Raw genomic sequence first — 10,186 nt, 5'->3', positions numbered from 1 at the left:
CCCGACGACCTCCGGCAGGTGACGCAGTGCCCCCGACGAAGGAACCACCGCGCCGGCGGGTCCCCGCCCCCGGCCGCCCGGCCGCCCGCAGGCCCGCCGCCCGCCCCGCCGCCGGGAAGCCGAAGGCCGGGGCGAAGGCGAAATCGCTGCGGCTCGGCAGCCCCAAGCCACGGCTCCGCCTGGTCAGCCTCGGGCTGACGCTGGTGATGCTGGCCTTCGTCGTGCGCCTCTTCCAGGTGCAGGCCGTCGACGCGGCCACGTACACCGACAAGGCCGAACGGCAGCGGCAGGCCCGGCACACGCTGACCGCCGAGCGCGGCGAGATCACCGACCGCAGCGGCATCGCACTCGCCGCCAGCGTCGACGCGCACGACATCACCGCCGACCCCTGGATGTACGCCCCCGAGCAGGCCAAGATCCCGGACGCGCCGCAGCAGGCCGCCGCGATCCTCGCCCCGATCCTCGGCAGGCCCCCCGCCGAACTGGCGAAGAAGCTGGCCACGCCCAAGACGCGCTACGTCGTCCTGGCGCGCCGTCAGACCCCGCAGGTCTGGAAGCAGATCAAGGACCTCAAGAGCGTGTACGCGGACCGGGCGGCCGCCGCGAACAAGCGCAAGGCCGACTCCGCCGTCAACCTCCTCGGCGGCATCCTCCAGGAGCCCAGCAGCACCCGCGTCTACCCCAACGGCGACCTGGCCGCCGGAATACTGGGCTTCGTCAACGCCGCGGGCCGCGGCGGCGGCGGCCTGGAGGTCCAGCTCGACAAGGAACTCGCGGGCAAGGACGGCCAGGTCACCTTCGCCCAGGCGAACGGCCGCCGGGTGCCCACGGCGGGCGCCGACGAGACCCCCGCCGTACCCGGCTCCGACATCGAGCTCACCATCGACCGCGACATCCAGTGGGCCGCGCAGAGCGCCATCGAGGAACAGGTCAAGAAGTCCAAGGCGGACCGCGGGTACGTCATAGTGCAGGACACCCTCACCGGCGAAGTCCTGGCCATGGCCAACGCGCCCGGCTTCGACCCCAACGACCTCTCCCAGGCGAACGCCGCCGCGATGGGCAACGCCGCCCTCCAGGACGCGTACGAACCCGGCTCCACCAGCAAGATCATGTCCATGGCGGCCGTGCTGGAGGAGAAGGCGGCCACCCCCGGCACCCACGTCGTCGTCCCCAACCGCCTCAAGAGGGGCGACCGCCTCTTCAAGGACGACATCGACCACCCGACCTGGAACCTCACGCTCAACGGGGTCCTCGCCAAGTCCTCCAACATCGGCACCATCCTGGCCACCGGAGAGCTCGGCAAGACCCAGGCCGAGGCGAACCGGGTCCTCCACTCGTACCTGACGAAGTTCGGCATGGGCCGGCGCAGCGGGCTCGGCTTCCCCGGCGAGACGTCCGGCATCCTGGCGCAGCCGGACAGCTGGAGCACCTCGCAGCAGTACACGATCCCCTTCGGCCAGGGACTCTCCCTCAACGCGATGCAGGCGGCGTCCGTGTACTCCACGATCGCCAACGGGGGAGTGCGGATCGAGCCCACGCTCGTACGCGGCACGAAGGGCCCGGACGGGCGCTTCACGCCCGCCACCGCCCCGAAGAAGACCCGGGTGGTCAGCGACCGGACCGCCAGGACCCTCGCCCAGATGCTGGAGTCCGTCGTCGACGACGAGGAGGGCACCGGCACCAAGGCCCGCATCCCCGGCTACCGGGTCGGCGGCAAGACCGGCACCTCCAACCGGGTGGATCCCCAGACGGGCCGCTACAAGGGCTACACCGCGTCCTTCGCCGGGTTCGCGCCCGCGGACAAGCCGCGGGTCACCGTCTACTGCGCCATCCAGAACCCCACGAAGGGCAGCTACTTCGGCGGCCAGATCTGCGGTCCGATCTACAAGCAGGTCATGGAGTTCGCCCTGAAGACCCGCCAGGTGGCCCCGACCGGCGGCAAACCCGCCCACCTCCCGGTCACCTTCACACCGGGGTCCTGACCGGGTCCCGGAGCAGGTGCCAGGACGGGCCCGGACCGGCAGTTCCGGGCGCTGAACCGGAATCCTCCGTACCGAAGCGGAAACCCTCAGTGACAACACTCACCAACGACCTCCGAAAACGGGTTGCGCAGGCCCCCTGCTTTCGCCCGGAACCCGGTCAGCCGGGTACGCTCACCGCCGTGCCACACGCTGATCAGTCCCAAACCACCCAGAAGGACGCTCCGGTGAACTACCCCGGAGCGCCCAGGCCGGACCGGGTCCGCCCGACGACCCTCGGGGAGCTGGCCGAACGGCTGGGCATCGAGTCCCCAGGACCTGGAGAGACCACCGGAATCACCCACGACTCCCGCGCGGTCCGCCCCGGAGACATCTACGCGGCCCTGCCCGGCGCCCGCTTCCACGGCGCCGACTTCACCTCGCAGGCCGCCGAACTCGGCGCCGCCGCGGTCCTCACCGACCCGACGGGCGCCGAGCGCGCCGCCGCGACCGGGCTGCCCGTCCTCGCCGTCGAGAACCCGCGCGCCCGCATGGGCCAGCTCGCCGCCGACATCTACGGAAACCCCGGCCGCGACCTGCTCCAGATCGGCATCACCGGAACCTCCGGCAAGACCACCACCGCATATCTGGTGGAGGGCGGCCTGAAGCAGGCCGGAGACCTGCCCGGGCTGATCGGTACGGTCGAGATGCGGATCGGCGACGAGCGGATCAAGTCCGAGCGGACCACCCCCGAGGCCACCGACCTCCAGGCCCTCTTCGCGGTCATGCGCGAACGGGGCGTCAAGTCGGTCGCCATGGAGGTCTCCAGCCACGCCCTGGTGCTCGGCCGGGTCGACGCCTGCGTCTTCGACGTCGCCGTCTTCAACAACCTGAGCCCCGAGCACATGGAGTTCCACTCCGACATGGAGGACTACTTCCGGGCGAAGGCGCAGCTCTTCACCCCGGAACGGTCCCGGCTCGGCGTCCTCAACTTCGACGACGAGTACGGCCGCAGGCTGGTCACCGAGGCCGGTGTGCCGGTGATCACGTTCTCCGCGGAGGGCCACCCGGACGCCGACTGGCGCGCCGAGAAAGTCGAGGTCGGGCCGCAGTCCAGCACGTTCACCGCGGTCGGACCGAAGGGCGAGCACATCAGTGCGACCGCCCCGCTGCCCGGCCCGTTCAACGTCGCCAACACCCTCGCCGCGATCGTCACCCTGGCCGCCGCCGGGTACGACCCGCAGACCGCCGCCGACGGCATCGCCGCGGTCCCCGGCGTCCCGGGCCGTCTGGAGCGCGTCGACGCGGGCCAGGACTACCTCGCCGTCGTCGACTACGCCCACAAGACGGACGCCGTCGAATCGGTGCTGCGCGCCCTGCGCAAGGTCACCGAGGGCGAGCTGCACATCGTGCTCGGCTGCGGCGGCGACCGCGACCAGCAGAAGCGCGGCCCCATGGGCGCGGCAGCCGCACGGCTCGCCGACACCGCCGTACTGACCTCCGACAACCCCCGTTCCGAGGACCCCCTCGCGATCCTCGCGACCATGCTCGCGGGCGCCGCCGAGGTGCCCGCCCACGAGCGCGGCGACGTCGCCGTGTTCGAGGACCGGGCCGCCGCGATCGCCGAGGCGGTCGCCCGGGCGAAGAGCGGGGACACCGTCCTCGTGGCGGGCAAGGGCCACGAACAGGGCCAGGACATCGCCGGGGTGGTCCGCCCCTTCGACGACCGCAAGGTGCTGCGCGACGCCATCGAGCGCCGCCGGCACGAGATGGGATGAAGCAGTGATCGCCCTCTCCCTCGCCGAGATCGCCGACCTCGTCAGCGGACAGCCGCACGACATACCGGACACAGGCCTTGAAGTCACGGGTCCGGTCGTCATCGACTCCCGCCAGGTCCGCCCCGGCAGCCTCTTCGCCGCGTACGCCGGTGAACGCGTCGACGGCCACGACTACGCGCAGCGCGCGATCGACGCGGGCGCGGTGGCCGTACTGGCCACCCGCCCCGTCGGCGTGCCCGCGATCGTCGTCCCCGACGTGACCGAGGCGCTCGGCGCACTCGCCCGCAGCGTCGTCGCGCGCCTGGGCGCCGACGTCGTGGCCCTCACCGGCTCCGCGGGCAAGACCAGCACCAAGGACCTGATCGCCCAGCTCCTGGAGCGCAAGGCCCCCACCATCTACCCGGCGGGCAACCTCAACAACGAGATCGGCCTGCCCCTCACCGCGCTGCGCGCGGCCGAGGACACCCGCCACCTCGTCCTGGAGATGGGTGCCCGCTACATCGGCGACATCCGCTACCTGGCGGGCCTGGTGCCGCCGCGCATCGGCCTCGTGCTCAACGTCGGGACCGCGCACGTCGGCGAGTTCGGCAGCCGCGAGAACATCGCCCTGGCCAAGGGCGAGCTGGTGGAGTCGCTGCCCGAGGACGGCGTCGCCGTACTCAACGCCGACGACGGTCTCGTACGGGAGATGGCGTCCCGCACCAAGGCCCGCGTCCTGTTCTTCGGCGAGTCCGAGTCCGCCGACGTACGGGCCGAAAACGTCCGGCTCACCGAGGACGGCCGTCCGGCCTTCACGCTCCACACACCCTCCGGGTGCAGTGACGTGACCATGCGGCTGTACGGTGAGCACCACGTGTCGAACGCGCTCGCCGCGGCCGCCGTCGCCCATGAGCTGGGCCTGTCCGTCGACGAGATCGCCGTGGCGCTCTCCGAGGCGGGGACCCTCTCCCGCTGGCGCATGGAGGTCACCGAGCGGCCCGACGGCGTGACGGTTGTCAACGACGCCTACAACGCGAACCCCGAATCCATGCGAGCCGCCCTGCGCGCGCTCGCGGCCATGGGCAGGGGTCGGCGGACGTGGGCGGTGCTCGGTCACATGGCCGAGCTGGGAGACGAGTCGCTCGTCGAGCACGACGCCGTCGGACGGCTCGCCGTCCGGCTCAACGTCAGCAAGCTCGTGGCAGTCGGGGGCAGGGAAGCATCCTGGCTGCAACTGGGCGCCTATAACGAGGGTTCGTGGGGTGAGGAGTCGGTGCACGTGTCCGACACACAGGCGGCGATCGACCTGTTGCGCGGGGAGCTGCGTCCGGGAGACGTCGTGCTGGTGAAGGCATCCAGGTCGGTCGGTCTCGAATCGGTCGCCCAGGCACTGCTCGATCCCGCCACCGAGGGTGAGGTCGCAGGCGCATGAGCCAGATCCTCTTCGCAGGGGCCATCGGCCTCTTCCTGACGCTCATCGGCACACCGCTGCTGATCAAGCTGCTCGCCCGCAAGGGCTACGGCCAGTTCATCCGCGACGACGGACCCCGCGGCCACCACGGCAAGCGCGGTACGCCCACCATGGGCGGCATCGCCTTCATCCTGGCCACGCTCATCGCGTACGCCCTGACGAAGGTGCTGACCTCCAGTCAGCCGACGCTGTCGGGCCTGCTGGTGCTGTTCCTGATGGCGGGCATGGGCCTGGTCGGCTTCCTCGACGACTACATCAAGATCGTCAAGCAGCGCTCGCTGGGTCTGCGCGCCAAGGCGAAGATGCTCGGCCAGCTGATCGTCGGCATCGCCTTCGCGGTGCTCTCGCTCAACTTCGCCGACAGCCGCGGCCAGACCCCGGCCTCCGACCGGCTCTCCTTCGTCACGGACTTCGGCTGGTCGATCACGCCCGTGCTGTTCGTCGTGTGGGCGCTGTTCATGATCCTCGCGATGTCGAACGGCGTGAACCTCACCGACGGCCTCGACGGACTCGCCACCGGCGCCTCCGTGATGGTCTTCGGCGCGTACACCTTCATCGGTCTGTGGCAGTTCCAGGAGTCCTGCGCCAACGCACAGGCCCTGACCAATCCCAACGCCTGTTTCGAGGTACGGGACCCGCTCGACCTCGCGGTCGTGGCCTCCGCCCTGATGGGCTCCTGCTTCGGCTTCCTGTGGTGGAACACCTCGCCCGCCAAGATCTTCATGGGCGACACCGGCTCGCTGGCACTGGGCGGCGCGCTCGCGGGACTCGCGATCTGCTCCCGCACGCAGCTGCTGATGGCCATCCTCGGCGGACTCTTCGTCCTCATCACCATGTCGGTGGTCATCCAGGTCGGCTCGTTCAAGATGACCCGCAAGCGGGTCTTCCGGATGGCGCCGCTCCAGCACCACTTCGAACTCAAGGGGTGGTCCGAAGTCCTCGTCGTGGTCCGCTTCTGGATCATCCAGGGCATGTGCGTGATCGTCGGACTCGGTCTCTTCTACGCAGGATGGGCAGCCGGCAAGTGACCTCCCGGGAATCCTGGAACGGCCGACACGTCACCGTCGCCGGCCTCGGCGTGAGCGGCATCAGTGCCGCCCGCGCCCTGGCCGGCCTCGGCGCCCGCACCACCGTCGTCGACGGCGGCGACAGTGACGCGCTGCGGGCCCGCGCGGCGGAGCTCGAAAGCGAAGGCATCGCCGTACGCCTGGCGGACGCGGACACCCTCCCGGAGGGCACCGACCTCGTCGTCACCTCACCCGGCTGGAAGCCCTCCAGCCCGCTGTTCGAGGCGGCGGCGAAGGCGGGCGTCGACGTCGTGGGCGACGTCGAGATCGCCTGGCAGCTGCGCGGTCCCGACGCCGCTCCCTGGCTGGCGATCACCGGCACCAACGGCAAGACCACCACCACCCAGATGCTCGCGGCGATCCTGACCGCGGCGGGCCTGCGCACCGCTGCCGTCGGCAACATCGGCACCCCGATCATCGACGTGGTCCTGGCGGGCGACGCGTACGACGTCCTCGCCGTCGAGCTCTCCAGCTACCAGCTGCACTGGGCCCCGTCCCTGCGCGCCCACTCCGCCGCCGTGCTCAACCTGGCGCCGGACCACCTCGACTGGCACGGCTCCATGGACGCCTACGCCCTCGACAAGGGCCGCATCTACGAGGGCAACGAGGTCGCCTGCGTCTACAACGTCGCCGACCCCGCCACCGAGCACCTGGTCGTCGAGGCCGACGTGACGGAGGGCTGCCGCGCGATCGGCTTCACCCTCGGCGCCCCCGGCCCGTCCCAGCTGGGCATCGTCGACGGCATCCTCGTCGACCGCGCCTTCGTGGTGAACCGGCAGAAGAACGCCCAGGAGCTCGCCGAGGTCTCCGACGTCACCCCCGCAGCCCCGCACAACCTCGCCAACGCCCTCGCCGCCGCCGCGCTGGCCCGTGCCTACGGCGTGAAGCCCGCAGCCGTACGAGAGGGCCTGCGCGCCTTCCGGCCGGACGCGCACCGCATCGAGCACATCGCGGACGTGGCGGGCGTCGCGTACATCGACGACTCCAAGGCCACCAACACGCACGCCACCGAGGCGTCGCTGGCCGCGTACGAGTCCATCGTCTGGATCGCCGGCGGCCTCGCCAAGGGCGCCACCTTCGACGCACTCGTCGAGAAATCCGCGAAGCGGCTGCGCGCCGCCGTCCTGATCGGCGCCGACCGTGCTCTCATCCGCGAAGCCCTCGCGCGACACGCGCCCGAGGTGCCGGTGGTCGACCTCGACCGGACCGACACTGGGGCACTGGAGGCGGCGGTCCGTGCAGCGGCTGCACTCGCCGAGCCGGGGGACACGGTGCTGATGGCCCCGGCCTGCGCCTCGATGGACATGTTCGCCAACTACAACGAGCGCGGCGAGGCCTTCGCCGCCGCCGTTCGCGAACTGGCCGCGGCCCAGGCGGACAACGGGCGGTAGACACCCCGGCCGGCAACCGGCCCCGGCTCATCAGCGCAACTGTTGTTGGAGGGGACCACCGAGATGCCGGCCACGGCCAGAAGAACGTCAGGCGCACGTCCCGCCGCCCCGCGCGGCGGGACACCGCCCAGGGCCCCGCGCGGCCCCGGTGGCCCCCGCAAGCTGTACGAGCAGGTCCGCAGGGCCTGGGACCGGCCCCTGACCGCGTACTACGTCATCCTCGGCAGCGCACTGCTCATCACCGGCCTCGGCCTGGTGATGGTCTACTCCGCGTCGATGATCAAGGCGCTCCAGCTCAATCTGGTCAGCTCGTACTTCTTCCGCAAGCAGTTCCTGGCCGCCGCCATCGGCGCCGTCCTGCTGCTGGCCGCCGCCCGGATGCCGGTCAAGCTGCACCGTGCACTCTCCTACCCGCTGCTGGCCGGCACGGTCTTCCTGATGGCGCTCGTCCAGGTCCCCGGGATAGGGCACGCGGTCAACGGCAACCAGAACTGGATCTCGCTGGGCGGCCCCTTCCAGCTCCAGCCCAGCGAGTTCGGCAAGCTGGCCCTCATCCTGTGGGGCGCCGACCTGCTCGCCCGCAAGCAGGACAAGCACCTCCTGGCCCAGTGGAAGCACATGCTGGTGCCGCTGGTGCCGGTCGCCTTCATGCTGCTCGGGCTGATCATGCTCGGCGGGGACATGGGCACCGCGATCATCCTCACCGCGATCCTTTTCGGCCTGTTGTGGCTGGCGGGTGCGCCGACCCGGCTGTTCGCCGGTGTTCTCGGTTTCGCCGGATTTCTCGGCTTCGTCCTCGTCAAGACCAGCTCCAACCGGATGGCCAGGCTCGACTGCGTACTGAGCACCGAGATGGGCCCCGACGGGCAGTGCCAGCAGGCGGTGCACGGAATCTACGCCCTCGCGTCCGGCGGCTGGTTCGGATCCGGGCTCGGTGCGAGCGTGGAAAAATGGGGCCAACTCCCCGAGCCCCACAACGACTTCATCTTCGCCATCACCGGTGAGGAACTGGGTCTGGCGGGGACGCTGTCGGTACTCGCCCTGTTCGCGGCCCTAGGCTATGCGGGTATCCGCGTGGCCGGACGCACGGAGGACCCCTTCGTGAGGTACGCAGCGGGAGGTGTGACCACCTGGATCATGGCGCAGGCCACGATCAACATCGGTGCGGTGCTCGGCCTGTTGCCGATCGCCGGCGTCCCGCTCCCGCTGTTCTCGTACGGGGGCTCGGCGCTGCTGCCGACCATGTTCGCCGTAGGGTTGCTGATCGCCTTCGCGCGTCAGGACCCGGCGGCGCGGGCCGCACTGGCCATGAGGCGGCCCGGGACGAGATGGAAAACGATGAGACGGCGCGTCAAGAAGCGTCCGTCCGGAGAGCGGTGAATTTCGGTGCATGTCGTACTCGCCGGTGGGGGGACCGCCGGCCACATCGAGCCCGCGCTCGCCCTCGCGGACGCCCTGCGCAGGCAGGACCCCACCGTGGGGATCACGGCCCTCGGCACGGAACGGGGCCTGGAGACCAGACTCGTACCCGAACGCGGCTACGAGCTGGGTCTCATCCCGGCCGTACCGCTGCCGCGCAGGCCCACGCCCGAGCTGATCACCGTCCCCGGACGGCTGCGCGGCACCATCAAGGCCGCCGAGCAGATCCTGGAGCGCACGAAGGCGGACTGCGTCGTCGGCTTCGGCGGCTACGTGGCGCTGCCCGGCTACCTGGCGGCCAAGCGCCTCGGGGTGCCGATCATCGTCCACGAGGCCAACGCCAGGCCCGGCCTCGCCAACAAGATCGGTTCGCGGTACGCGGCGGCCGTCGCGGTCTCCACGCCCGACAGCAAGCTGCGGGGCGCCCGTTACATCGGCATCCCGCTGCGCCGCACCATCGCCACCCTCGACCGGGCGGCCGTGCGCCCCGAGGCGCGCGCCGCGTTCGGGCTCGACCCGAACCTGCCGACGCTGCTGGTCTCCGGCGGCTCGCAGGGCGCCCGCCGCCTCAACGAGGTGGTCCAGCAGGCCGCCCCGTACCTCCAGCGGGCGGGCATCCAGATCCTGCACGCGGTCGGCCCGAAGAACGAACTGCCGCGCGTGGACAACATGCCCGGAATGCCGCCCTACATCCCGGTACCGTACGTGGACCGGATGGACCTGGCGTACGCGGCGGCCGACATGATGCTCTGCCGCGCGGGCGCCATGACGGTGGCCGAACTCTCCGCCGTCGGGCTCCCGGCCGCCTACGTCCCGCTGCCCATCGGCAACGGCGAACAGCGGCTGAACGCCCAGCCCCTGGTCAACGCGGGCGGCGGACTGCTGGTGGACGACGCCGTGCTCACCCCCGAGTGGGTGCAGGGCAACGTCCTGCCGGTGCTCGCCGATCCGCACCGGCTGTACGAGATGTCGCGCGCGGCATCGGAGTTCGGCCGCCGGGACGCCGACGAGCTGCTCGTCGGCATGGTCTACCAGGCGATCGCAGCACACCGGGCCGGCTGACCGGCCCCCGAAGCAGGAGGCGACACAAGCACGTGGCCGGACCGACGACCCGCGAACGCGG

General features: G+C 71.1%; 7 protein-coding genes. All 7 read left to right on the top strand.

Annotated elements, in window-relative coordinates; genetic code table 11:
* Positions 1–26: 26 nt before the first annotated feature.
* On the top strand, positions 27–1,982 hold the full coding sequence (locus ACWGIG_RS32320; protein WP_453325245.1) for a peptidoglycan D,D-transpeptidase FtsI family protein: 1,956 nt from the start codon (positions 27–29) through the stop codon (positions 1,980–1,982).
* An 89-nt stretch (positions 1,983–2,071) separates the two neighbouring features.
* Positions 2,072–3,736, top strand: coding sequence for a UDP-N-acetylmuramoyl-L-alanyl-D-glutamate--2,6-diaminopimelate ligase (locus ACWGIG_RS32315; protein WP_453325244.1), 1,665 nt, complete (start codon positions 2,072–2,074; stop codon positions 3,734–3,736).
* A gap of 4 nt (positions 3,737–3,740) precedes the next feature.
* Positions 3,741–5,147, top strand: a complete 1,407-nt coding sequence (locus tag ACWGIG_RS32310; RefSeq protein ID WP_453325243.1) for a UDP-N-acetylmuramoyl-tripeptide--D-alanyl-D-alanine ligase — start codon at positions 3,741–3,743, stop codon at positions 5,145–5,147.
* Positions 5,144–6,214 (top strand): phospho-N-acetylmuramoyl-pentapeptide-transferase, encoded by a 1,071-nt coding sequence (mraY, locus tag ACWGIG_RS32305; RefSeq protein WP_453325242.1) that lies wholly within the window; start codon positions 5,144–5,146, stop codon positions 6,212–6,214. The genes ACWGIG_RS32310 and mraY overlap by 4 nt, the downstream gene beginning before the upstream one ends.
* The gene (gene murD / locus ACWGIG_RS32300) at positions 6,196–7,644 is read left to right on the top strand and encodes a UDP-N-acetylmuramoyl-L-alanine--D-glutamate ligase (RefSeq protein ID WP_453325241.1); all 1,449 of its coding nucleotides are present in this window, start codon (positions 6,196–6,198) and stop codon (positions 7,642–7,644) included. The genes mraY and murD overlap by 19 nt, the downstream gene beginning before the upstream one ends.
* A 63-nt stretch (positions 7,645–7,707) precedes the next feature.
* Positions 7,708–9,024: a putative lipid II flippase FtsW gene (gene ftsW / locus ACWGIG_RS32295; protein ID WP_453325240.1), complete on the top strand. Its 1,317-nt coding sequence runs from the start codon at positions 7,708–7,710 to the stop codon at positions 9,022–9,024.
* Between the two features lie 6 nt (positions 9,025–9,030).
* On the top strand, positions 9,031–10,125 hold the full coding sequence (gene murG, locus ACWGIG_RS32290; protein ID WP_453325239.1) for an undecaprenyldiphospho-muramoylpentapeptide beta-N-acetylglucosaminyltransferase: 1,095 nt from the start codon (positions 9,031–9,033) through the stop codon (positions 10,123–10,125).
* Positions 10,126–10,186: the final 61 nt, after the last annotated feature.

This window comes from Streptomyces sp. NPDC054863 (assembly GCF_053610825.1).
This window is presented reverse-complemented; position numbering and strand designations above follow the sequence as displayed.

What these genes read in the sequence shown, in the direction of transcription:
- mraY (WP_453325242.1), top strand. Translation starts at nt 5,144, where the DNA reads ATGAGCCAGATCCTCTTCGCAGGGGCCATCGGCCTCTTCCTGACGCTC.
- murD (WP_453325241.1), top strand. Translation starts at nt 6,196, where the DNA reads ATGGGCAGCCGGCAAGTGACCTCCCGGGAATCCTGGAACGGCCGACAC.
- ftsW (WP_453325240.1), top strand. Translation starts at nt 7,708, where the DNA reads ATGCCGGCCACGGCCAGAAGAACGTCAGGCGCACGTCCCGCCGCCCCG.